24 protein-coding genes are annotated in these 21,758 nt (G+C 45.1%); 1 reads left to right on the forward strand and 23 read right to left on the reverse strand.

Annotated features, from left to right (window positions below):
- Nucleotides 1-198 precede the first annotated feature (198 nt).
- From LRS40_RS00690 to LRS40_RS00710, 5 genes are all read right to left on the reverse strand, one after another.
- On the reverse strand, nt 199-1,272 hold the full coding sequence (locus LRS40_RS00690) for a hypothetical protein (RefSeq protein WP_001232452.1): 1,074 nt from the start codon (nt 1,270-1,272) through the stop codon (nt 199-201).
- Between the two features lie 409 nt (nt 1,273-1,681).
- Nucleotides 1,682-2,379, reverse strand: a protein-coding gene (locus tag LRS40_RS00695; protein ID WP_223201584.1) for an IS1 family transposase whose coding sequence is annotated in 2 segments (ribosomal slippage) — nt 1,682-2,130 and nt 2,130-2,379 — 699 coding nt in all. Because the reading frame shifts where the segments join, the coding sequence is not laid out codon by codon here.
- Nucleotides 2,380-2,756: 377 nt separating this feature from the next.
- Entirely contained in the window at nt 2,757-3,512 is a 756-nt protein-coding gene (gene repE, locus LRS40_RS00700) for a replication initiation protein RepE (RefSeq protein WP_000807689.1), read from the reverse strand.
- A gap of 581 nt (nt 3,513-4,093) precedes the next feature.
- Nucleotides 4,094-4,791, reverse strand: a protein-coding gene (locus LRS40_RS00705) for an IS1-like element IS1A family transposase (protein WP_223171527.1) whose coding sequence is annotated in 2 segments (ribosomal slippage) — nt 4,094-4,542 and nt 4,542-4,791 — 699 coding nt in all. Because the reading frame shifts where the segments join, the coding sequence is not laid out codon by codon here.
- A 306-nt stretch (nt 4,792-5,097) separates the two neighbouring features.
- Nucleotides 5,098-5,310: an Hha/YmoA family nucleoid-associated regulatory protein gene (locus tag LRS40_RS00710; protein ID WP_001324690.1), complete on the reverse strand. Its 213-nt coding sequence runs from the start codon at nt 5,308-5,310 to the stop codon at nt 5,098-5,100.
- A gap of 214 nt (nt 5,311-5,524) precedes the next feature.
- On the opposite strand from LRS40_RS00710, the gene LRS40_RS00715 reads away from it, so the two are divergent.
- Nucleotides 5,525-6,706 carry a tyrosine-type recombinase/integrase gene (locus LRS40_RS00715; protein ID WP_001086279.1) on the forward strand — a complete coding sequence of 394 codons (1,182 nt, stop codon included), beginning with the start codon at nt 5,525-5,527 and terminating at the stop codon, nt 6,704-6,706.
- Between the two features lie 24 nt (nt 6,707-6,730).
- Here LRS40_RS00715 and LRS40_RS00720 read toward each other — a convergent pair whose 3' ends face one another.
- The 18 genes from LRS40_RS00720 to LRS40_RS00805 form a co-directional block, all read right to left on the reverse strand.
- The gene (locus LRS40_RS00720) at nt 6,731-7,075 is read right to left on the reverse strand and encodes a hypothetical protein (RefSeq protein WP_000418845.1); all 345 of its coding nucleotides are present in this window, start codon (nt 7,073-7,075) and stop codon (nt 6,731-6,733) included.
- Nucleotides 7,011-7,919, reverse strand: coding sequence for a hypothetical protein (locus LRS40_RS00725; RefSeq protein WP_001198597.1), 909 nt, complete (start codon nt 7,917-7,919; stop codon nt 7,011-7,013). The genes LRS40_RS00720 and LRS40_RS00725 overlap by 65 nt, the downstream gene beginning before the upstream one ends.
- A 10-nt stretch (nt 7,920-7,929) precedes the next feature.
- Nucleotides 7,930-8,889 carry a DNA replication terminus site-binding protein gene (locus tag LRS40_RS00730; RefSeq protein WP_000135563.1) on the reverse strand — a complete coding sequence of 320 codons (960 nt, stop codon included), beginning with the start codon at nt 8,887-8,889 and terminating at the stop codon, nt 7,930-7,932.
- A gap of 88 nt (nt 8,890-8,977) precedes the next feature.
- Complete coding sequence (locus tag LRS40_RS00735) at nt 8,978-9,253, reverse strand: hypothetical protein (protein ID WP_000550466.1); 276 nt, start codon at nt 9,251-9,253, stop codon at nt 8,978-8,980.
- Nucleotides 9,254-9,470: 217 nt separating this feature from the next.
- Nucleotides 9,471-9,926, reverse strand: coding sequence for a hypothetical protein (locus LRS40_RS00740; protein WP_011011072.1), 456 nt, complete (start codon nt 9,924-9,926; stop codon nt 9,471-9,473).
- A 16-nt stretch (nt 9,927-9,942) separates the two neighbouring features.
- Complete coding sequence (locus tag LRS40_RS00745; RefSeq protein WP_000836954.1) at nt 9,943-10,479, reverse strand: hypothetical protein; 537 nt, start codon at nt 10,477-10,479, stop codon at nt 9,943-9,945.
- Nucleotides 10,480-10,552: 73 nt separating this feature from the next.
- On the reverse strand, nt 10,553-10,810 hold the full coding sequence (locus tag LRS40_RS00750) for a hypothetical protein (RefSeq protein WP_000072212.1): 258 nt from the start codon (nt 10,808-10,810) through the stop codon (nt 10,553-10,555).
- A gap of 7 nt (nt 10,811-10,817) precedes the next feature.
- On the reverse strand, nt 10,818-11,408 hold the full coding sequence (locus LRS40_RS00755; protein WP_000988154.1) for a hypothetical protein: 591 nt from the start codon (nt 11,406-11,408) through the stop codon (nt 10,818-10,820).
- Between the two features lie 54 nt (nt 11,409-11,462).
- On the reverse strand, nt 11,463-11,732 hold the full coding sequence (locus LRS40_RS00760) for a hypothetical protein (RefSeq protein WP_001111914.1): 270 nt from the start codon (nt 11,730-11,732) through the stop codon (nt 11,463-11,465).
- A gap of 412 nt (nt 11,733-12,144) precedes the next feature.
- Nucleotides 12,145-13,101 (reverse strand): hypothetical protein, encoded by a 957-nt coding sequence (locus LRS40_RS00765; RefSeq protein ID WP_000185349.1) that lies wholly within the window; start codon nt 13,099-13,101, stop codon nt 12,145-12,147.
- Nucleotides 13,102-13,277: 176 nt separating this feature from the next.
- Complete coding sequence (locus LRS40_RS00770) at nt 13,278-14,213, reverse strand: hypothetical protein (RefSeq protein ID WP_000481479.1); 936 nt, start codon at nt 14,211-14,213, stop codon at nt 13,278-13,280.
- A 72-nt stretch (nt 14,214-14,285) separates the two neighbouring features.
- Nucleotides 14,286-15,206 (reverse strand): hypothetical protein, encoded by a 921-nt coding sequence (locus tag LRS40_RS00775; RefSeq protein ID WP_039026200.1) that lies wholly within the window; start codon nt 15,204-15,206, stop codon nt 14,286-14,288.
- Between the two features lie 77 nt (nt 15,207-15,283).
- Entirely contained in the window at nt 15,284-16,219 is a 936-nt protein-coding gene (locus LRS40_RS00780; protein WP_000691116.1) for a hypothetical protein, read from the reverse strand.
- 70 nt (nt 16,220-16,289) lie between these two features.
- Nucleotides 16,290-17,168: a hypothetical protein gene (locus LRS40_RS00785; RefSeq protein ID WP_000762007.1), complete on the reverse strand. Its 879-nt coding sequence runs from the start codon at nt 17,166-17,168 to the stop codon at nt 16,290-16,292.
- 77 nt (nt 17,169-17,245) lie between these two features.
- Nucleotides 17,246-17,770, reverse strand: coding sequence for a hypothetical protein (locus tag LRS40_RS00790; RefSeq protein ID WP_001019609.1), 525 nt, complete (start codon nt 17,768-17,770; stop codon nt 17,246-17,248).
- Between the two features lie 274 nt (nt 17,771-18,044).
- Entirely contained in the window at nt 18,045-19,298 is a 1,254-nt protein-coding gene (locus LRS40_RS00795; protein WP_001113001.1) for a toprim domain-containing protein, read from the reverse strand.
- Nucleotides 19,299-19,391: 93 nt separating this feature from the next.
- On the reverse strand, nt 19,392-19,613 hold the full coding sequence (locus tag LRS40_RS00800) for a hypothetical protein (protein ID WP_000192122.1): 222 nt from the start codon (nt 19,611-19,613) through the stop codon (nt 19,392-19,394).
- Nucleotides 19,614-19,684: 71 nt separating this feature from the next.
- A complete protein-coding gene (locus LRS40_RS00805) occupies nt 19,685-21,697 on the reverse strand; it encodes a VWA domain-containing protein (RefSeq protein WP_144314412.1) in 2,013 nt (670 codons plus the stop codon).
- Between the last annotated feature and the right edge of the window lie 61 nt (nt 21,698-21,758).

The following is a 21,758-nucleotide window of genomic DNA, read 5'->3' on the forward strand; positions in this document are numbered from 1 at the left end:
AAGACGGACTTATTCAGGATGCTTTTACCAAAGAAGAACCACTGGGATTGGTTTTGATGGCTGTGCCAATTTATATTACCGGTCTGATCATGATAGGTACTCTGTTCACATGTAAGAAATGAACAGCCTGTTTCTGTTTAAGGCGAACAGGTTTATTCTCTTCACGCTTCCATGTCCCCCATAATTTCCCATCCCTCTTCAGAGCAATGAGTAATTGTTTGGTCCTTCAGATTCTCCCACCCTACTGTCTTCGCAGGCCGTCAGGCAGACACTTTTAAGCCGGTGGTTATAGAGACCAATACGGACGATTTCCTGGAGATAATCCCTTTCCTCCACCGTTAGTAACTGCCCTTCCTTTGATTTTGTAATCATGTCCTGCCAGTTAAGCAATTTCTCGTAATTCACATGCTCACTGGTGTCGAGGCAATGCAGCCGGAAGTAACGCATAAACAGCGGGAATTCGTCGGTCTGGGCGATATCTGAAGCTCTGACGGTGAGCCGACACAAACACACAATGGTGGCCTGCTGCATTCTTATCAGCACATTCATGCTCTGGGGTAAGTTGTCCGGCAGCTTCAGGGGGCAGTCGGAAAGGCGTTGTAGAAGTGGTCCTGCTTCCGCTGGCTCGCGGCCCTCATATACCTTCAGGGGCTCGGTCCCCAGTTCCTGCATCATGGGGTGATACAACCATTCGCGTGACTCCGTCGCATCAATGATGATTTTCTCGATACATTCACTGTAGGTACCATCTCGTCTACCAAGCTGAACCTGACTGATTTCGTATTCTATATCCGGCAGATCAATGCGCAATGCAGCTACCATCTCCGAGGCATGGAGATGGTCGAACGTCAGTTTCCCGGCCACACTGCGGTCAATGTCCAGAAACACAGCTACGCAGAGATCGTTCACCTTCACAAACAGATCTGCCGTTGCGCCGAACATGCTTCCGCTGCCGCTGACTTCATCAAGTGGGACCGTGCCTCCATCGTAACCGGCCAGAAGATGCGGGAATCCTAGAAGTTGTTTTTCCTGAATAATTTCAATAATTTTTCCCCGAATCGCCTCCATCAGGCCATCACAATCACCGAGGAGATCGGTACTGTGGCTATAGTGCCAAAGTTTGACCTCTCCCTGTCTGGCTATCAAATCCGTACGACACCCAGGACAGATGCAGTTGCATGCGCTTCCTCTGCTGACTTCCGTGATGTCCAGAAACCGTCCGGTTTCGCGATGGAGTCCGAAAGGAATCCCATAGGTATAGCTCTTTCGCATGTCAGTGCCCCCGCTGAATACATACCTTCACTATATCGGGCGAAGACAGCATGACACTTCGATAAGAAGACTATTTTTCGTGAGATTTTAATACCGTAACTGAGCGGATTGATAAAACGATGATGATTAGACACGGGTGAAAAGTTACTTTTCCGATTGCCAAAACCTCCACCAGCAGTGTGCCATATTAATCTGGACGGATTCGGAATTAACGAGCGTTTCTTCAGCTGACTCATTTTTTGGCCGAAAATGGCTTTGTTTTATACACCGCAATTACCTTCAATGCAGTTTGTGGTTATTAATATAATCCATTATAAATTTCATGAGCTCCGGGTCACTTCGGGCTGAAAAAAGGACTTTCGCTACTTCTTTCATTGCATTTGTCGCATTACTGGGTAATGACTCCAACTTACTGATAGTGTTTTATGGTCAGATAATGCCCGATGACTTTGTCATGCAGCTCCACCGATTTTGAGAACGACAGTGACTTCCTGCCCAGCCTTGCCAGATGCTGTCTCAGATTCAGGTTATGCCGCTCAATGCGCTGAGTGTAACGCTTGCTGATAACGTGCAGCTTTCCCTTCAGGCGTGATTCATAAAGCGGCCAGTCATCCGTCATCCATACCACGACCTCAAAGGCCGACAGCAGGCCCGGAAGACGCTCCAGCGTGGCCAACGTGCGTTCACCGAATACGTGCGCCACAACCGTCCTCCGTATCCTGTCATACGCGTAAAACAACCAGAGCTGGCGTGATTTAGCACCGACGTAACCCCACTGTTCGTCCATTTCCGCGCAGACGATGACGTCACTGCCCGGCTGTATGCGCGAGGTTACCGACTGCGGCCTGAGTTTTTTAAATGGCGGAAAATCGTGTTGAGGCCAACGCCCATAATGCGGGCGGTTGCCCGGCATCCAACGCCATTCATGGCCATATCAATGATTTTCTGGTGCGTACCGGGTTGAGAAGCGGTGTAAGTGAACTGCAGTTGCCATGTTTTACGGCAGTGAGAGCAGAGATAGCGCTGATGTCCGGCAGTGCTTTTGCCGTTACGCACCACCCCGTCAGTAGCTGAACAGGAGGGACAGCTGATCGAAACAGAAGCCACTGGAGCACCTCAAAAACACCATCATACACTAAATCAGTAAGTTGGCACCATTACCCGGGAAGAGGGGGAAAATCTAGTGTGACAAACTACCCTCAGGATAGGATGACAAATTGCCCTCAATTCTGGCTCCACTACCGGTTACAGCCAAAAAACCATGAGTAAGCGCAGGATGCCAGGGAGGGAACAGCAAAACTGTGACAAATCACCCTCAACCTTCCAGATCAAATGTGACGAACCACCCTTAAATCTGTGACAAATCACCCTCAACCTTCCAGATCAAATGTGACGAACCACCCTTAAATCTGTGACAGATAACCCTCAACCTTCCAGATCAAATGTGACGAACCACCCTTAAATCTGTGACAGATAACCCTCAACTATTCAATCGTCATGGAGGTTATATCACGGAAGGAAAATACGATATGCGTCGTCTGGCGGCCTTTCTTTTTCTCGATGTAAGAAAGGCGCATTGGTGTCCGGCTGTTGATCTCGTCAACACTTGCCTTCAGGAAACGGCGGCGAAAGTCCGGCATACGCTGGTAACTTTGAGGTAGCTGGTAGCGTTCCATGATCCAGTCGATTTTCAGGGACACGACACCTGAGCCATCAGGTTTACGGTACTGGCACAGAGATTCGTATAAACGCATGGCGTACGGATTGGTAATCTCTTTTGTTTCACTGAGCCGGAACTGCGTAAACCGGTTCTGTAACCCGATGAAGAAGGGAATCAGATATGGGTTGATATGTACGCTGTAAAGCCCTCTTGATGGGCTGTGCGCACGTTTAATAAACCAGGGAAAGGATTCATACCCTTTTTCATCGCCGGCATCCTCTTCAGGGCGATAGAAAACCACTTCCTTACCCGCAAAACCTTTTAAAGCCTGTCGTATATCCTTACTGGCTTCAGCGGAGGTCAACCCGAATGTTTCAGCGTATTTAGCAACGTGAATTTCGCAGATGCCGTCATGTTCCTGCAGGGAGCCGTCGGATTTTCTGATCTGGTGAACGAACAGATACAGCAGACGCTTTTGATCCCTGGAGAGACTATATGCCGCCTCAGTCAGCTCATTTGACTGGACAATCCGCGGGCTATTTTTACGTTTTTTATGGTTTATAACCGCTATTTCCGCCATGACAGGTCCATGTGAAGTGTGACAGACTTTAAGATTGTCACACTTCATAAAACAGAGTCAACAGGGATGGATAACTTTGTGAAAAGCAACGCTTCCTGAGGGCAATTTGTCACAGGGTTAAGGGCAACTTGTCACAGAAAGGGCGGCTATTTGAGGGTGATTTGTCACACTGAAAGGGCGTTTTGTCACAGATCCCTCTCTGGAACCCGCATGGATAAAGGCCTGTGGGCATTCTAAAAATAAAGATCTAACAACTATTTAAAAAGATCTTATAAAAATATCCCCGTGGATAAGTGGATAACCCCTAGGGGAGGTGATTTTGCAGGCATTGAGCGTATGCAGAATTTATGAGTACTGTTCCATGGTGCTTCCTCGCTCACTCGGGGCTTCGCCCTGTCGCTCGGCTGCGGCGAGCACTGCTGGCTCGATTATATCTGTGGCCAGAAGTTAGACATACAGCCTATTAATTACGTGATGAGCGGCAGGGAAAAACACCAAAAGCCTCCCCCATTACCCCGGAACAAATTGAAATCCGTGAGCTCAGGAAAAAGCTACAACGTATTGAAGGTAATGACTCCAACTTATTGATAGTGTTTTATGTTCAGATAATGCCCGATGACTTTGTCATGCAGCTCCACCGATTTTGAGAACGACAGCGACTTCCGTCCCAGCCGTGCCAGGTGCTGCCTCAGATTCAGGTTATGCCGCTCAATTCGCTGCGTATATCGCTTGCTGATTACGTGCAGCTTTCCCTTCAGGCGGGATTCATACAGCGGCCAGCCATCCGTCATCCATATCACCACGTCAAAGGGTGACAGCAGGCTCATAAGACGCCCCAGCGTCGCCATCGTGCGTTCACCGAATACGTGCGCAACAACCGTCTTCCGGAGCCTGTCATACGCGTAAAACAGCCAGCGCTGGCGCGATTTAGCCCCGACATAGCCCCACTGTTCGTCCATTTCCGCGCAGACGATGACGTCACTGCCCGGCTGTATGCGCGAGGTTACCGACTGCGGCCTGAGTTTTTTAAGTGACGTAAAATCGTGTTGAGGCCAACGCCCATAATGCGGGCAGTTGCCCGGCATCCAACGCCATTCATGGCCATATCAATGATTTTCTGGTGCGTACCGGGTTGAGAAGCGGTGTAAGTGAACTGCAGTTGCCATGTTTTACGGCAGTGAGAGCAGAGATAGCGCTGATGTCCGGCGGTGCTTTTGCCGTTACGCACCACCCCGTCAGTAGCTGAACAGGAGGGACGGCTGATAGAAACAGAAGCCACTGGAGCACCTCAAAAACACCATCATACACTAAATCAGTAAGTTGGCAGCATCACCATTTCGTCCAAGCTCGCCGCGTTTAAATAAAAGGAAATGAAGGGAACAGGTAAAAATATTAGATGTTTAATTCTCATACGAGTTACCACCATGGAGCGGAAACAGGATTTTGAATGACGTGATGACTTTACTAATTAAGCTTATTTAGAGGTATTAATAGAATATTAAAAAATTTTAATTTTACTGCTGACGTTTTCATAAATCTCCTTTCCTGAAAAGTCGGCGATAAATTGGTTACCAATATCTTCATATTACTGACGGACCAGTGTCCATACGCTTGCGGGTACTTTATCGTAGAGTTTCTTCATTGTCAGTTCAGCTTTTCGATGGTCATATGCCCCGGAAATTTCCAGTGATGCTATACCTGCATTTTTTTCACAGAGTCGTTCGAATACTTTTTCCAGTGTGTCGAAAGAAGAGCACTTACGAAATTTCATTAAATACGCCTGCTTAGTTTCGGACATGGTCAACCTTAATTTATTTCCCGCGAAAGTACGGTTTCCCAATCTTATGTCGTTTTGTCCCTAGAATCTAATTTTTTTCACAAATATTTGATGTTTATCTCCGGATCGTTGTTGTAGTCGCTCTCTCTTTTTTAGTTGCTGTGAACCTGTTCATAAGTGGATACCTCAGTGCTAAAATAGCTGTAAATAAAAACAGTGTATTCAGGTGACCACCATGAACAGCAAGCCAGTAACCAGACAGTTTGAAGACTCAGACCTCCATCAGGAACTGGTCACGTTTGAGGTGCCCAATAATGACCTTAAGGAGCTCATTTTTTACTTTTCTCATATGAAATACAACACGGCTAAAACTTACCTTCAATGGCTGCGTTCCTGGAACGAGTGGTACCAAGCTAATGCAGGAAAGGAGGGAAACGAAGCCTGGCCTGCCAGTTCTCTCCCGGTGACAGAACCCCCGTTGTTGGCCTATCTGGACTATCTTCAGGGCTCGCTGTCACACAGCAGCATTAAAGGTTGTCTGCACGCGCTGAACAGTATCCATAGGAAAGCACTCGATCGCCCTGGGATCATCACATCCAAGGTCAAGAGTATTCTTGCAAGCCTCGAACAAGCTGAAGCCCGAGAGCAAAAAGTGACTCGTCAGGCAACGCCATTCCTAGTCTCCGACCTGAAAGCTTTGATTAAAGCCCACGGTACGACACAGTCGGTGCGCAAACTCCGAGACCTTTGCATTATCTGGACAGGTTTTGAAACACTGTTGCGCTCAGCAGAACTTCGGCGCATTCGGATGCAGGACCTTGTGCTGAATGAACAGACAGGCAGTTTTACCCTGACGGTGTACCGGACAAAATCCACTGTCAGTACCCTGCTTACCTATCATCTGACCCCTCATCTCACTGCCACCCTAATCAGGCTGATGGATATGGTCAAAAGGGACCAGCAAAGCCATCCGAAGGATTATCTCTTCCAGGCAGTTAACTATCAGGACAGCGGATATATGCCCCCTGGATGGGGTCTCCGGAGCAAAGGGAATGAGATCAATACGCTGCTGAAAAATCATAATATGCCTTACCGACCTACCCGTCCCCCGATCGGGAAAAATGGAAAGCCCATTATTGTCGATGATGAGGGTATGCTCAGTAAAAACACATTGCTCCGGGCCTTTGAAGCGTTTTGGGATGAACTTCATCCGCAGGAAGCGGGCACCCGATGCTGGACTGGTCACAGCGTTAGGGTTGGCGGCGCCATCGAACTTGCTAATGCCGGGTACACGCACTTGCAGATCATGGAGATGGGTAACTGGAGCAATCCAGAAATGGTTTCCCGCTATATCCGTAACATTGACGCAGGTAAGAAAGCGATGACGAAGTTCATGCGTGAGGCGCTGGATGAGTAGCGCCCCTGCGGGCGCTAATGAGGATTACTTCTTTCGAAATGGATTAAAGCGGCCAAGATCATGAGGGGCGTCTTTCGGCGGCATCATCCCGGTGCGTTTAAATTTATAAACCCCGTTTAGCTTCATCGTCTGCACGCCCAGATTTAACAGTGCCACCAGCTTCAGGGTATACAGAAACGTGAATGCCGGGACCATCTGAATAAAAATAAATAGCAAACCCGCACACATCACACGCAGCCAGGCTGCATACTCCATGCTCAGCGGCCGCTTAAAGTAATGGATTTCCAGCAATCCGACCGTCTTGTTACTGATCCACACCGCTGCCAGTGAGAGTAACAACACGATGCACACCATAATGCCCAGTTCCATGATCCTCACTCCCCGTCGATTTGATATTTTGAGTTTCTGATTTACCCGCTTTGGTTTTGTTTTTCGCCTTCTTTTTGGGTTTGATATGGTGGAACAGGAAACAATCCACCAGCACCCAACCATTAGCATATCGGGCCAGCAGTAATTTCTGGCCCGGATAATGTGTGTGGAAAAGCATTTTCACATCAACGGTATTCATGATCTTCTGCTTGCGCTTCAGTTCCTCCCCAGGCATCTCAAATTCCTGAATAAACGGTGATGACAACCGCTGGCGAAGCATTCGAATTGCACTAGCGTTTTCATCGTGTTTTGCCAGCCTCCCGAATCGCACAAGCGCCTTATGAGTTACCTGAACAGGCCCCAGATGGGAATTAACCAGTTCATACTGCCAGTAGTATCGCAGATCCACTTTTACCCAGCTGATGCTGTCTTCCAGTGCGGCTTTCATGATGGTTCCCGACATCGGGACCATGGTCAGCTTGGCCAGACGCATCTGAATGTAATCAGCCAGGGGCCTAAGGGACTCAGGTACATTGCTGTTCAGGAGAAGGTGCTGAAGCCCCGGTGTCGACGTCTGCCAGCTCAGGTTGCGGCCGTCAGGCAAAAATTCAAAGTTCTGATCCGCTGGCGCCGATTTTGCGTTGTTCTCTTTCCGCATCAGAAAATAATGCCCACACAGTAACTCGGCCCGTACCTGGTCCTCTATCGGGTCATGGCGGGCCTTACTGAGATCAACCGTCAACACAACACGGTTGATGGCATCCTCATGGTATTTTTTCACCCAGACACAGACACGATAAAGTCTCTCATCAAGTTTCTGGCTGGTCGTGGAAATCCATTGCATGCTTTTCTCCTCAGACCTTTCTCATAATGAAAATGCCAAGATCTGCACCGGGTACAAGTTCCGTGTAGCTATGGTTGCTCCTTCGACCATTGGACAGTGCTTCATCCTGCGCTGGCACCCAGTCCTGAAGTCTTTTAATTGTTGGCTTTTGTCCGACGCCAAAAATGGGTAATGAGGCTTTCACCACCTTGTAATCAGTCTCGGCATATTTGCTACTTCCACGCTCCTTGCCTTCAGGCCGGTATGTGAACAAATGCGCTATCGGAACCGGGAAGGTATTGGTTCGACAAAGGCGATACCCTTCGCCGTCTCTCAGTACTTTTCTTTCCAGTAATGCCTTCGCTCTATCGATGTTCGCCACCACTGTCAGGTCAGTTGTCACGGGCGATTTGACCGCTACTAAACGACGCTTATCCAGCATCGCGATGAGATCACTTGCGTTTGTTTTTACCTGGTTTCGGTTTAGCCGCCAGGCAAAAGTAACTTTTTTGAGCTGTTCTTCCACAAACAGAATTTTGCGAGTGGAATGCGCAGTCACCAGACCGGGAAGCTTACGGTGAACTTCCTTAAACCGGATGTGTTTCTCCGAATTCACCCTTTTCATTGCAGAGGCAAAGTCACTTTTGGCATCATTTATATCGCAAATAATTCCGCTCAGCTGTTCGGCACCCTCAGGAACAATAATCAAACCCGGGTATTTGGTTGTCACTTTCGTCGAATTCCTGCTGAGTACATCAATGTCATCGATACAGAAATCCTGAATAACACGGATAATTTCATCCACGGAGGCATCTGAAATAGTACTCACCTCGATGGGGTTCACCTCTTTCAACCGCTCTTCGTGTCGTGTGACGGTCCCCACAGTCATCAGCTCGGCCATCACCGGCTGATGGTCATTCAGAAAGGATCTGAGCTTTTCAATTCGCTCCAGAATCCGGTCACGGTAAAAGAGTAAATCTTCACTGGCCATTCATCACTCCGGTTTCAATAAAGCAGCGCAACACCGTTACGTCTTCAACGACTTCTGAAGAGTCGATATGCAGCCGGTAGTTGTACTTTTACAGCACCTTCCGCAATTCCCCGGGATTGCCGGTTGTATAAAGTGGCAGAGGTTCAACCTGCTGACCGTCATGCCGAAAACAACGATTAAGGTCATTCAAAAGGCCAAAACTGACCGGCTGGCGTTGCAGATTGATGCGCTGCCAGTCCTGCTTTACACCAAACTTCACCCACCAACCCAGACCAATCAGTTCATTACGTATGTTCTGCACATTGCCCAAATCCGATACTGAAACATCCGGGATTACACCCTTCCCTTCCACCAGCAAATGCATCACGCTCTAAAAATCAGGCTGACGGCTCTTCCTTGCGTGCTTCAGAATTGTACGAATCGAACGCAAGCTGTGGCGGGAATGCAAATTACGACGTTCAGCCGAACTAAGCCATCTCTGGATAAGCTCATTTGAATATGACACCGGCATTTCACCGGGGCCTGACCTTTCGATTTCACGCACATACAGCAGGCAGGAAGTAGCGGCACTCACTACTGCGTCAGAATTTTCGTTCATGTTCACGTCCGTTAATATCAGAAATCTGCTTATCCGGTGTCAGGAACAAAGGCTGATAGTACAGGCGCCACGGATAGTGTACCGTCAAACCATCCGTTCCAATCCGGTTCAACCGGTAGCGTCCATTAATTCTGTCAACAGACCAGGTGCCAGGAACTACAGAACGACTCCAGCGGAAAACCGGCAGATCTCCGAGCTGAAGTGTATTCACGAGCCCTTTATCCATTTCGGTCACGCGTACCTTCAACAAGAAGCCCAGCCAGGGTAAAGACCAGATACACAGCCAAACGGGCTGGAGGACAACTTTGTTTAACAAATGACCTGTCATGAACATCGCTGATAAAAACATAAAACTGATGATAATCCAGAACACCATCCATCCTAACCAGGCTCTTGTCTCACGAAGTTTCCATTCAAGAAGGTAAAGTCGCTTTTTCATCCAGAGCCCCCGGAACTCAGTGAATGACTGATGTCTGCTGCATCAAAATAGTGGTGCGTGGCAGGATCTCGTTTCGCCACAACTCTTGAGCCGTCGTCCATCCATGTAGAATTCCGTTGCCACAGTGTGAATTGAACGCCATGACCTCATCAGTTAGCTGATAGACCAGCCTGTCTGGCATTTCAATGTACTCCGGAAGCGAAAGCAGGACGCCGTGTATCACGTCGCCGGTAAGCCTCGACAACGTCTCTTCGTCGTCCAGATTCTTTGTGGGCATCGTCGAAAGCGGGATAGAGAAACAACAGAGATCCATTCCCACCGCGTCAAAACCAACATCAAAACCTTCGTCATTGAGCACAAATCGGAAGATAGCCTCAGGCGCCTGTTCTAGACCCGGCAGCGAGCCCTCCGGCACTTCTGTGCCGGTAAAAAACTTATCAGTCCAGTTACTGAATGGACTGGTGAACACCCAACAAAGCAGAGGCAACGCAATATCCGTTTTAAGTACTCGTTTCGTGCCGGACGTTCCTGAAGAGTGAATTTTGCTTTTCATTATTTACCTGTAGAGTGCTTTACTTACAGCTATATAAACACATTCCGGAATTTCCCCAATAGGTTGGAAAACACTAAAATTCACAGATACTGGTTCCCTTCTGTTTTAGCCGGTGCTCAAGATAGATACTTGCCAGGTCGAGTGGCTGATTTTCTTCGAGACAGGCCTGAACAAGGTCTTCAGTGGATACGGATACCAGCCCTCGGGTTTCAAGAATTTCTTTCGCCGTCGTCAATGCTCGTGAGGCGCTTCGACTTAGCTGAATTTTCACCTGAGAACTGTTTTCACACAGGGCATCAGCTGGTACGGTCTGTGAATCTGTATTGCTCATAGGGGTATCACTCCATATCAGGGATCGAATGAAAATTAACTGCAATAGACTTCTCTGGTTGACCGTTTTCTACAGTGCTTAGCCAGGTTCGAGCCGGAAGTTGTTGCTCACAAAGAAGCAGATAGCCCTCGCCATTTCGGTGCTTTTGTCCCAGAGCATGCAGGAGATCCCCAGAATATGGACCCAGAGCTGTTCGGGTATAAAACAACGTCCCAGAATGTATCACTTTCGACAATTTGCTAAGCAAAACGGTCTTCTCGTCTTCATTTTCGGGTAAGACAAGGATTATCCTGAATCCCTTGGCTACATGTGATTGGAGATCTGCCACCAGCGTCCGAAACCTGAACGCATAAATAACCAATCTGAATCGGGTCATTAACAGCGTTGTCGCGGCAAAAATAACGACAACTGAGCCGAATTTAGAACGGTAGAACCACCAGTTGAGGGCACCGGCCACTATCAAAACGACCAGCAGCACAATGCTTCCGTAAAAAAATGCAGCCGGAAAACGGGTTCTTTTTCCTTCGAGGAACGCAGATGCCAGTATTACGCCTGTGATGCAATACACAACCCAGTCAAAGAACGATTCAGTCATCATTAGGTGATAGTGTCTCGTGTTGTATTAAATCGGACGCCTGCCGTTATAAAGTCCTCAGCAATCGTGTCCCATGCAGCCATCAACTTCGCTAAAATTGTCACAACTCTCGGTTGTAACGTAACGTTCCCCACTAGCTAAACGGCGCTGTAAATCGATCTTTACTTCAGCCGCCGGTTTGAGAAACAGATATTCCAGTTGTGAGTCAGTTCCTGAAGAAAGCAGTAGCTCAATACTGAAATCAATATGCCGGTATGTGAAATGGCTATTGTCATTAGAGAAGACCGAATTCACAGGGTTATTGCTCAGGATTGTAGTGGCAGGCATAGTGACTCCTTTGTTTTAAACAGTATACAAATCTCTAACGATCCATTTTTCAGATAAGAGACCTATTTTCGCGAAACCGAAACAAAAGAAGTAAAAAGTAATTTGGAGGCTCCAGCATTCGGACTGTGTGCTGCCGGAAACGTCAGCAAGGGGCAAAACATTCGAGTAAAAGAAGCAGAGAAGGAAACAGCTGGAAGGATGTAAATTAGGCTAGGTTTGGTTGAAGAAGGTAATGGAAGGCTTACATGTAACGGTGCCAAGAGTACAGTACCGTAAAACATATAGGGCAGTAAGAACGTTGTAAAATTGTGAAATCAATGCAAGTTTTGACGAAAGCAAAAAAAAAGGCACGGATAACCGTGCCTTCTTAGAAGTATAAAAACCTGAAAATATATAATTCAACCTTCAGGACTCATGCCGCATCAAAGATTTTATCCTCTGATGCTGGGATGAATTCACGTAAGTTAGCGAACACCTCAGAAATTAATTCCTGACGGTCATGGATTTTAATCCGACCACCAGCTAATTCTGATACATTCACCCCTTGGTAAAGTTCAGTAACAACTTCACCATCTGTATCAAGGACTCTAACATTAGCAACCATAGGAAAGTAAGATTTTGAAGCATATCCTTCATAAATCCCAATAATTGATTCATTATTACGGCGTAAAACCACCTTGCCAGACGGCAGCGTTGTTTCATCCATATAACAATCGGTTAATTGCTCTTCGAAATCGTCCTCTTTAAGTGAAATATGCAAACTAAGTTCGTCGGTAATACGACGCGTATATGAATACTCACTAAATGTATAACCGGCCATGTTTATATCACTGAACGTGCGATAAACCTCATAAAGCCCGGATGTTATTTCATCTGATACATAGTTGATAAGCCCAATAAAATGCGTATCCCAGAATTTTTCCAGTGCAAATCGGGCGATTAAAACCTGACCATCAACTTCCATCAGTCTTTTGTACTCTTCACGATCATAGCCACCTGGCTGGGCGCTGTCCGCAGAGTTACTCAGGATCTCACTACAGACATCGTCGTATTCAAAGCGGCTGGTCGCGAAATGTTTACCGGAAATATCCAGATATTGACCGGAAACCAGGTCGAAAACCTCAAGGAAGTAAACCAGTCGCTTCTTGAGTGCATCCGCATCCAGGCCAGCCAGTTGGGTATCATTAAGAGTATCCACATAATGCCCCGCAGATTCTCTTAACTCACTGGCTGATATACTGCATGTAAACGAAACTTCGTCGCTCTGGCAATGAGAGACACTGATAAACATCTCTGTTTCATCAAAATCAATACCAATGCCTGCCAGTACTGCACGAACGTAGTTCTGGTTATCAGTAGAATTAGTCATCTTCACTTCCTCAGGATTATTAAAGGAAGTGCCCCACAGGGGAGCGACTTCCCCAGTGGGTGGATTAAAAATATGTACTACTGCGCCATTCTTTCCTGCAAGTTGATCAGAATAGGTAGCGCGGTCATTTGGTAGAACAAAGTTACTTTTTGGAATGAAGAGGTAAAAAACAAGGGTTAAACAACATCCCGTAACTCTTCGACCGCTTCTTGGACCAACGCAACTCTGTCACAAACCTGCACTCGGCCGGTAGGTCCCACGGAACAGAAAGTACCGTGCGATGATTCAGACAAAACACTCCCGTCACAGCCAGTGAATCGAACGGTCATCATTACAGGAACATCCTTTCCGGAACTAACGCCAGTATAAAGACGAATGATTTTTTCATCATCGCGATACACTCCCGTCGTCCCTTCAGACTCCTTGAAACCGATGTAAAGGTCTGGCATACAGGCCGGGTATTCATCTGTATTCAAATCAAGATGCAAAGTCAGGTCATCTTTTACACGACGCTGATATTGATATTGACCTAAACGGTTAAATGAGTTCTTTACAGATTTAATTATCTGGAGAGAAGTATTCAAACACTTGGAGATACTTTTCTCGAACTCTAAGATGAAATCACCAAAATCAGAATGGAAAAATTGCTTAAGTGCAAAACGGGCAATGAGAACTTTACCCTCAACACTCATGCGATTTTGATAGATTTCCTTTCTTAAAACAGGATCTATTGAATCATGTTCAGACTCCGGTACAGACCCCGCCAATATTAATGATGCGATATCGACAATATCTATAGTACTGTGCGCGTTATGATAACCGCGAATTCTTATGTTCTGAAAACCAGACTTTTCATATACTTTAAGAAAGTATTTGATTTTAGTCCGAAGGACTTCAGTTTCAGAATACGGCGCATTATGCTTAATCAATTCTGATATATATAAATCCAGATAAAATAACAAATCATCAAGCGCCACATTTGCTTTAAAAGAAAGTTGTTCAAAATGATTTTCTTTGTCATATATTGTAATATCCTCTTGGCTTATATTCAGGCCAAGTTGACATTTAAGCATTGCACTAACAAAGTTTTTATCATCACTTTCATTAAACATATTCACTTCCTCTTTAATGAAGAAAGGAAGCAACCCCCACGGGGAATACGCTTCCCCAATGGGTAAAATTAATTACATAGAAAGCAGGTCATCTGAATGCTCTGGAGCATACGAATTAACTTGCTTAAGCGAGTTATTTATAGCCTTTCGATAAAGCGATGAAGAGTGTGACTGAACCATTTTATACTCAGTTACGAGAAGAGGTGATGTAAAGCAACCTAAGTTCGCATTGAGGGATAAAGATCCACCGTCGCAAGCTTCTATAACAGCGTAAATACGCCGCTTCATCACCCTACCCGACAGATAACGATTAACATGGTTCAGGAACTTATCCGCTCCTGAAACACTACACACATTCCAGTCAGCAGAAATTATCTGGTCTGCGACTGAAACGGGTACAGGTTCGACTACTATCTGGGCATTGATTTGATGGTCAACACTGAAAAAGCTGGTGATTACTTGTGGAACTGAACTCTCCGCAATCTTTTCTGTAACTGCGAAAATCAGCGGCAAAGCCGTTGATAAGCGCGAGCGTAAAAGTTCATGCAGATGGTTGATAAAATTATGTCCTTTTTCAACCATACCAAGTATTAGATCCTTGTCTGCATTGCTGGAGCGGTAATATACATACTCCAGTTTTTCACGGTTCACACCCTCATTTAGACAGTCCGGCTCAACATCCACAAGCCGCAGGTGAGCAGTTGACACTGAAACCTCAAACCGAAAGGTTTCAAGAGTGACCGGCCCAGCCTTCAACAACGCAGCTCCTGAGCAATATTGTGCTATAGGGTGGTAATCCACGTCATGTCCCCATAAAGGCTCACAATCGCGCAGATATCGCCTTAAATGCGGCATTAAAGTCCGGACAGGAATATCAGCCTTAACAACTAGACTCTGAATCACACCCGTTTCCAGATTGACACTTTGGATCACGGCACCTTCAAAGCCCATTTTCACCAGCATCGCTTCAATTATTTTATAAATCGCTTTCATTTTGTAGCCCTCGGTTAAGAGGGAATCCTCCCCAAGGGAAGAATTCCCTCAGGGATTAGATAAGTTGATAATAAGTATTAATACCCGTTACGAATCGCGTGTTGTCTTTCACTCAGGTATGCTTCGTATTCATATTTTCCGGATGCGAAACACTCTTTAAAAAAGACACTGCAAAACGCCTTAAGATCATCTCTGGCATGCATTTCTCTATCTGACATAACTTTCGCATAGTCAGATGTGTCAACATCTGCTAAACGCCATCCGTATTTCATGTAAACACGATTACTGAGGGCAAAGCCTTTAAGATAGCGACTTGCATTTTTCATAATCTGACGACTACCTGACAAGTTAGACAACAACCTATCAGGTGCAATCATCGTTTCAAGGATATCAACTGGCAGACCCTTAGAAAATATTTGTACATTATAACTGCCGAAGCAATCATGATACTTAAAGTCTTTTATAAGACGGTCTGGTTGATCAGATGTAATCTTGTTTAAAACATCAAGTGCCAAACGTATACCTTCCTTCACTATTTCATGTAATTCGAAATTCACAAATGAAAAGAAGGAACTCAGGCCATCCTTGAACGTGAGATAGTCTTCACAAAAACGTCCTTGTCGGGTCAGATGTAGCAATCGTTCCTTATTATATTCACATTCAGTCACGTCGTAACTATCACCGCGTGTCAGAGTGAATCCTTCCCTTGAGGAAACTGGAAATCTAATATGGTCAATTAAAAAAGACCGATTCCGTTTATTTTTAACTACATCTAACTGACATTTAACACAATCCGCGATGTCCTGGTCTTCAAACCCAGGAAACGGGATATCTAAAAATGTTGAACTGTATGCGGGGGCATACGAATAAAGAAAATCAAATGAAACATCGGCGTCACAGCATATTCCAGTAAATTTACCGTCGGTGCCACTCAAGCAGATAACATTACTGACCTTCACTGAATGTTTACGCGATATCAGAAATGCATTAATGATTTTCTCAATAATTTTCATGTAATCCTCACTTAAATAAAAAATGGGATTACACCCATCAGGGATGTAATCCCCGGATGGGTAATGTTAATCAGAAATCGTAAAGACCTAAATCTTTATTTCGCCCCGAAATCGTGGAAGATATAAGGCGATTGACACGTTTCTGTATATTATGCTCAGATGTCTCTTTTATAAAAAGTGGTAATGACTTACCAAGAGACCGTCCATTTTTTGAATATTGACAGACTATATAGCCATGTCTCCAACCAGTACTGATATAAGACTGAATGCATTTGATAAACCCAGAAGCCGCCGCTTCTGTTCGTAAAGAGGCATATGATTTCAGATACCTTTCTATTGAACATAGTGCAACAGCTTTAAGAGTCACCTCCAGCATTTCATTCCCGTGCTTAACTCTCTTAATCAACTGATCTTCATTCCGTTGCAGGTATACATTTCGCAGTCCTGCAATCAAAATTAAAACCTGTCTGAGTAATGCACAGAGCCTATTACGAACATATTTCATGAAATCTTCAAAATACAAAAGCCAGAAACAAGCCGCCTGACTTATTAAGATTTCATGCGAGCAAGACAGCATCTTAGCCAGCTCGATATCTTCAGTTCGAAAAGAAAAGTTACTTTTCTCAAACCGCTGTTGCTTTGAATTACACGTATAGAGCTCTATCCATACAGAGATAAACTCAAGTGACTCCATGTCTTCACAGAGCAATTCAGCACTGTTGATACACTGCTGAAGTTCAAGGCCGATATCATACGAAACCGGACAATCTTTCAGAGACTCAACGTAGTCAGGGACGAACTGAGATAAATGCGTTGTTTTCAGATACAGGCTGAGATGCACTTGTGTCAATGGCTTTACCAGCGACGTTACAGGCAACTCATTAATGGAAGTTGGTACAATGCCATTCTTTATCAGAACCGCATTGACCAGATCTGTAGCTAATTTCATAAGACCTCCAGATTCAACTCTGAGGGCCACCCCGATGGGAGGTGCCATCAGGGATGTAGTAAAAATATGTGTTATCTTTATGCGCAAAGTGCCATGACATTGTCGATATAACTGACAAGTGATGGTCGCTCATCCTTTACTGCAAAGTGACGAAGGCCATCAAGGTTGTATGCTGGAAGGAAATCGGCATACCCTCGCGCACGAAGATCATCAATAACAAGTTTTAAATAATCAAATTTACCAAGTGAACCTCTTAATGGAGGTCTTCCCGGCTTGGACAAAATTTCAAAAGCTTGCTGCCAGGTGATTTCTTCCGCTTCTCGTGTTGCAAGATTAAAATGCACATACTTAAATGCTTTATAATCTCCACGACTTGTAAGATAGTAATTCGGAAAGAAGTATTTATCACAACGCAACAAACAGGTTCCTGAAGGACGAATAACGTACAACAGGTTTTTGTCTTTATCTATTATGCTGTGTTTTAAAATCGTGAAGTCAATTTCATTATCATGAAGGTAATAACACGAAGATGGTTGCTCAACGATATGAGATGAAATCACAGCAGCGAACGTATTAAATAAATCTTGATTTTCAATATTCATAACAATGCTCTCCGATATTTAACGATGAGCATCACCCTAACGGTAATACTCCCGTCAGGGGTTTTAAGTTTTATGGATATACCATGTCATACAACCGACCGTAGCCAGATGTATCGCACATTTATTAAACTGAGCAAGCATCTCAGCCGTAAAAAAAACCTGAATAACAGGTGATTTTCACGAAGGAAATCGGATTATCTGTTTAGGATTTAACGTAAATAAACACTAAAGAGATAACCCACCCCGGCCTGAAAAGGCGGGGGAGTTATCGGATTTAAAGCTGAGCAAGACATTCAGGAGCCCATTTTACGGGGAATCCATCCGGTCCTGTTAATTTTAGTACATCGTTCCAGTCGACTCCTTTCTTCCCTACAGGAATATCGAAATCAGGTTCAAAGACTTTAATTGTCAGCTCTGAAGTGGGATATCGCTTTGCAAAAAACTCTTTCATACGTTCCTGAAGTCGTTTAGCTGACTCCATTCCCGGGGAAGTGCCTTTTGTATTCACAAGATCCTTATCCGCCCAGATGTAAAACTGTATTACTTTCACACCAGGGGGAGGCAGGAGACTATCCGGCACTTCAACGTTTTCAAGGCACCAGGCAGAGCTCGCGGCCCAGCACGGTGTTGAAGTCGCTTCAGTAACTGACAGCGCGTTTTCTATGCCTTCAGCCACACCTAACGTCCAGGTACGGGTACCTGGATTGAAGTGTGGATCGTACAGCTGAATTGAGCCGCCAGTCATATCGGCAGGCGGTTTCATCATCAGTTTCGGATTCTCAACATGTGCCTTATCACCATTTAACTCGACGAACGTTCTGTGGATTGTCAGAGGACGCCCACGGGTATCGCGATAAATTGCGATCATTCCCGGGTAAATCGTGGGTTTTTCCAGTGACTTATCCATGTAGTAAAGTCGTTTGTTCAGACCTAAATCCTTGGGAAGGTTGCTCAGAACTCGATTAAGACCTCGATTTCGGAGATACACCCACACAGGGCTCTCAGGTTTGATTTCACCGGTATAGTGATATATCACTTCAAGTTTACGCCCTCGTTTTTCAACTTCATCGCTGTCAAGCGTTTCGGTTGCACGAACTGTTGATTTATAACGACGTTCACTTTCGAGATCCGCATCAGTTAATGGAGCGTACAAATCCATCCCAAAGAAATCAGTCAGGATCTTCTTACAAGTCTGGGTCTTGCTCAGCTTGTAGTACTCTGCCAATACATCAATACCGTCACAAAATGCATTCACTGGAAAATCATTGTGAATGGCACAACCGGTAAAGAGGTCCTTTTTACGGAACCGGAACTTTGATTTCCCGACCCCACTAAATGGGCAAGGAACCTGGCCAGGTGCTTTATCACAAGCGTCTTTAAATGCCGGTATTCTATCGAATACATAGCGCCAGCCTGATACTTCCGCTATACGAGCGTGAACCATTTTTATAAAGTGGTCAGTGACTTCATGTGGTGTACGCTTAACAGCCTGGGATGCATAAGTCATTTGTTCTCTCTTATCTGGCATTGTGGGTTTCTCAATGCCCTCTGCGATGCAGAAAACAGGGAGAAACCCACAACGCAGAATCTAAGAATGAGGGCCCACAAGAGCCCTCAACAATTACGCTTCAGTCTTGAAGCCGATATTTTCAAGACGCTGGATAAAACCATCAACCATTGACGTTGCCATTTCTCCATTACCCTCTGGTATAGATACATCCCGGAGAATTCTTTCTTCTGGCAATTCACTTTTGACAATTTCACCCATGCGACCAAAAATACGGACACGATGCATCGTCCCGACTTTTTCATACTCGACACGGTAAGTCTTTATCTGAGTCATATATTGCTCCTTAATCCTTCAGGGAGCAAAGCGACCCAACCGGGCGTCGTTTTGCCCCGATTGGGTAGAGTTTAATTAGATAGAATTTGATGTACTAATTTACTGACCTCATTCGGCAATAAAGAAATATCATCAACATTTACGAAGGTGCCCTCATTAAAACCCATCAACACATCAGTTTTAATACCAACACCAGCGATTTCAATGCCGTTACTTTCAGCAACTGAAAAAACATCATTAATGGTGTAAGCCGACTCAGTCGGATAACCATCAGTAATAAGGAAAACAATTTTCCTGTCAAACTGGCTTTCAAGTAACAACTCTAAAGCAGCATTTAATGCAGAACCCGTTGGGGTATTATTGCCCTTGCAGCCAAGTGAGAATTTTGAAAGTTTCTCTTCCGCGTTTTCATCAAACGTTTTGATAACTTCAAAATCTTTGTCTACAAACGGATAAATCACATTAGCAACATGCATTTTTGAAATAGCTTCAATTGCCAGAGTTAATGCAAGGTCAGTCTTAATTGCATGGATATAACGGTGTTCCAGACTCATTGAACCTGAAATATCACGAACAATGACCAAGCCGACGTGGCCCCGGTTTTTAGATTCGCTTTGTGACCGAAATACATCCCTAACACCCATCGGAGACTGGATCAGTCGATTAATATCGAATGACAAGCCTCTATCACGGGTTTTAAATTGACCACGCATTTTTACCTGCTGTAAAACAGATAAATCTGCCCCAAGGGTCTGGCTGATATTTAATGCTTCATTGTAGACATTCAGATCAATGTTCAAATCTGGAACATCCCACTCACTTGCACCAAATTCAGCTTTAACCTCATCCGACACACTGGCAGCAATTACGGAGATCTCTTTTGCAAGAACCTCATGAAAATCCTCGCTTTCCTCATCACTGTTTAAAAAATCATCCAGCAATTTGGCAAGCATATCCCACTGTTCAGGAGAAAAGTTACTTTCCCCATCAGAAGAATTTCCATTTGAACTGTCGTTTAGGGAAGGTGTCGAGTCAGCATCATCCGAGCCGGGGGTCGCCGATTCATCACCTTCAGACTCACCATCAGGTTCGCCGTTAGAGTTCTCAGCATTTTGTTCATCCCCTCCGGATTGGTCCGGTAACCCATTACCTTCCGCAGGCGCCTTACCATCACCAGAATCATCGCCTTGACCTTCTTTATCACCATCCCCTTCACCCTGGCTATCACCATTGGGTTCGGTATCAGGTTCATTCTCAGAGCCAGATGATTCATCTGTATCGTCATGCGGGTCTTTCGACTGCTCCTCTTCTTGCTGTTTCTCTTTTGCTTCATCCCTTAAACGCTCTAAAAGAGCCAGAGTTTTACGCGCCAGAGAATCGCAATTTTGCGTACTTTTGCAACTTAGAGCTTGATGAATGATCTCATCGACTTCTGAAGTTACAGGTGCAAGGATTTTCTTTGCATAATCGAAAAATGGGTCAAGCGTTTCTTTATGCCCTTCTTGTTGGAGAACGTTAACCCGCAATGTATTAAGCAGGTACATTTCAATAAACTGAACCGGGTTTTGAGGGGTTGAAGAAATATCAACCGTCATACGCCCAGCTTCAACCATCAAGGCATAAGTCACCGCGAGGCGTTTTTTTGCCTCCTGATAATCAATACCCGTCTTCGCTTCCATCTGGACATCATCAAAAAGATTAATAAGTCCTTTTAGTCGACAAGCACGAGCATATGCTTTTTGCTTTTGTTTTAGGTTTTGAAAATCAGCCTTCAAGTCATCATCAATACTGATGAAGCCATCTGCATTGATCAATTCTCCAACAAAAGCTTCACGGTATACTTCATGCTCTGTATAACGACCGTGTCCTGCTTCATGACATATGAATCCTTCAATTAGCTTGACAAATCTCTCATCGCTATAATCACCGTTAGGTAAAACACAGACATTGTTTTGGGTGTTGAAATAAGGTGTACTCACCTTATTGTCAATAATTACATAAATCCCATTTATACCGCTTATCACGCTGGCTATATTCGTCAGGCGTTGAATATGGCGTGGTGAAGATTTTAAATCAAATTTCATTTGAGTACCTTTATTTGATAAAGGGTACTCACCCAGATGGTGAAGTACCCATCTGGGGATA

The sequence above is a fragment of the Leclercia sp. G3L genome (genome assembly GCF_021117075.1).
Taxonomy (GTDB): domain Bacteria; phylum Pseudomonadota; class Gammaproteobacteria; order Enterobacterales; family Enterobacteriaceae; genus Enterobacter; species Enterobacter adecarboxylatus_C.

Excerpts from the sequence above, each read along its gene's own strand:
- LRS40_RS00805 (WP_144314412.1), bottom strand. The coding sequence starts at position 21,697 with ATGAAATTTGATTTAAAATCTTCACCACGCCATATTCAACGCCTGACG.
- LRS40_RS00775 (WP_039026200.1), bottom strand. The coding sequence starts at position 15,206 with ATGAAAGCGATTTATAAAATAATTGAAGCGATGCTGGTGAAAATGGGC.
- LRS40_RS00780 (WP_000691116.1), bottom strand. The coding sequence starts at position 16,219 with ATGAAAATTATTGAGAAAATCATTAATGCATTTCTGATATCGCGTAAA.
- LRS40_RS00800 (WP_000192122.1), bottom strand. The coding sequence starts at position 19,613 with ATGACTCAGATAAAGACTTACCGTGTCGAGTATGAAAAAGTCGGGACG.
- LRS40_RS00740 (WP_011011072.1), bottom strand. The coding sequence starts at position 9,926 with ATGAAAAAGCGACTTTACCTTCTTGAATGGAAACTTCGTGAGACAAGA.
- LRS40_RS00755 (WP_000988154.1), bottom strand. The coding sequence starts at position 11,408 with ATGATGACTGAATCGTTCTTTGACTGGGTTGTGTATTGCATCACAGGC.
- LRS40_RS00795 (WP_001113001.1), bottom strand. The coding sequence starts at position 19,298 with ATGCCAGATAAGAGAGAACAAATGACTTATGCATCCCAGGCTGTTAAG.
- LRS40_RS00745 (WP_000836954.1), bottom strand. The coding sequence starts at position 10,479 with ATGAAAAGCAAAATTCACTCTTCAGGAACGTCCGGCACGAAACGAGTA.
- LRS40_RS00750 (WP_000072212.1), bottom strand. The coding sequence starts at position 10,810 with ATGAGCAATACAGATTCACAGACCGTACCAGCTGATGCCCTGTGTGAA.
- LRS40_RS00765 (WP_000185349.1), bottom strand. The coding sequence starts at position 13,101 with ATGACTAATTCTACTGATAACCAGAACTACGTTCGTGCAGTACTGGCA.
- LRS40_RS00785 (WP_000762007.1), bottom strand. The coding sequence starts at position 17,168 with ATGAAATTAGCTACAGATCTGGTCAATGCGGTTCTGATAAAGAATGGC.
- LRS40_RS00715 (WP_001086279.1), top strand. The coding sequence starts at position 5,525 with ATGAACAGCAAGCCAGTAACCAGACAGTTTGAAGACTCAGACCTCCAT.
- LRS40_RS00725 (WP_001198597.1), bottom strand. The coding sequence starts at position 7,919 with ATGCAATGGATTTCCACGACCAGCCAGAAACTTGATGAGAGACTTTAT.
- LRS40_RS00730 (WP_000135563.1), bottom strand. The coding sequence starts at position 8,889 with ATGGCCAGTGAAGATTTACTCTTTTACCGTGACCGGATTCTGGAGCGA.
- repE (WP_000807689.1), bottom strand. The coding sequence starts at position 3,512 with ATGGCGGAAATAGCGGTTATAAACCATAAAAAACGTAAAAATAGCCCG.
- LRS40_RS00760 (WP_001111914.1), bottom strand. The coding sequence starts at position 11,732 with ATGCCTGCCACTACAATCCTGAGCAATAACCCTGTGAATTCGGTCTTC.
- LRS40_RS00690 (WP_001232452.1), bottom strand. The coding sequence starts at position 1,272 with ATGCGAAAGAGCTATACCTATGGGATTCCTTTCGGACTCCATCGCGAA.
- LRS40_RS00720 (WP_000418845.1), bottom strand. The coding sequence starts at position 7,075 with ATGGAACTGGGCATTATGGTGTGCATCGTGTTGTTACTCTCACTGGCA.
- LRS40_RS00790 (WP_001019609.1), bottom strand. The coding sequence starts at position 17,770 with ATGAATATTGAAAATCAAGATTTATTTAATACGTTCGCTGCTGTGATT.
- LRS40_RS00770 (WP_000481479.1), bottom strand. The coding sequence starts at position 14,213 with ATGTTTAATGAAAGTGATGATAAAAACTTTGTTAGTGCAATGCTTAAA.
- LRS40_RS00735 (WP_000550466.1), bottom strand. The coding sequence starts at position 9,253 with ATGCATTTGCTGGTGGAAGGGAAGGGTGTAATCCCGGATGTTTCAGTA.
- LRS40_RS00710 (WP_001324690.1), bottom strand. The coding sequence starts at position 5,310 with ATGTCCGAAACTAAGCAGGCGTATTTAATGAAATTTCGTAAGTGCTCT.